The organism is Polaromonas sp. P1_G2, from assembly GCF_056405515.1.
Map to the genome: position 1 here is coordinate 1 of NZ_JBFUBY010000910.1, position 512 is coordinate 512.

The 512-nt window shown below is 62.9% G+C and carries 1 protein-coding gene; it reads right to left on the reverse strand.

What is annotated here, in order from left to right; translation table 11 throughout:
- Nucleotides 1-160: 160 nt before the first annotated feature.
- The gene (locus AC1D0P_RS28285) at nt 161-505 is read right to left on the reverse strand and encodes a TIGR04076 family protein (protein WP_477679767.1); all 345 of its coding nucleotides are present in this window, start codon (nt 503-505) and stop codon (nt 161-163) included.
- Between the last annotated feature and the right edge of the window lie 7 nt (nt 506-512).

Below are 512 nucleotides of genomic sequence, written 5' to 3' on the forward strand. Positions count from 1 at the left end.
CCCACAAGGGGGAGGGGCTTAACCCAGCCGCCCCCTCGGAGCCCCAATTGAGGCARGGAGMGTGCCGCRAGTCTTCTCCCCCCTTGTGGGGGAGATGGCCGGCAGGCCAGAGAGGGTCTTCACGCCAAATGCGATTGATCAGCCGTTTCAATGACATCGCCTAATCCTCTTCCCTCACCAGCGGCACCGCCGTCGTCTCGGCGTGACTGAACCGTCGTTTCTCCAACCGCACAATTCTCAGCCGGCTGGCGCAATTCGGATCAGGGCAGGCGATCTCGGCGTCCGAGGTCATCCAGTCGTTCTTATGCGTCGGACGCTGTTTGGCGGCGAGCAGGGGCAGGACGGCGGCGAGCGAATAGATCGAAAAGCCCTGGCCGGGCGGCAGCGTCAGCATTTCGCCGCGCAGTTCGAAATGGTCACCCGGCTTGGCGCCGCAATAGATCGGCTTGCCCTCGGGAATGACGGCTTCGACGCGCAGGTCATAGAGTTCGAAAGCGTCGTCCATTCACACC

Coding starts and splice junctions, on each gene's coding strand:
- AC1D0P_RS28285 (WP_477679767.1), bottom strand. CDS start 505: ATGGACGACGCTTTCGAACTCTATGACCTGCGCGTCGAAGCCGTCATT.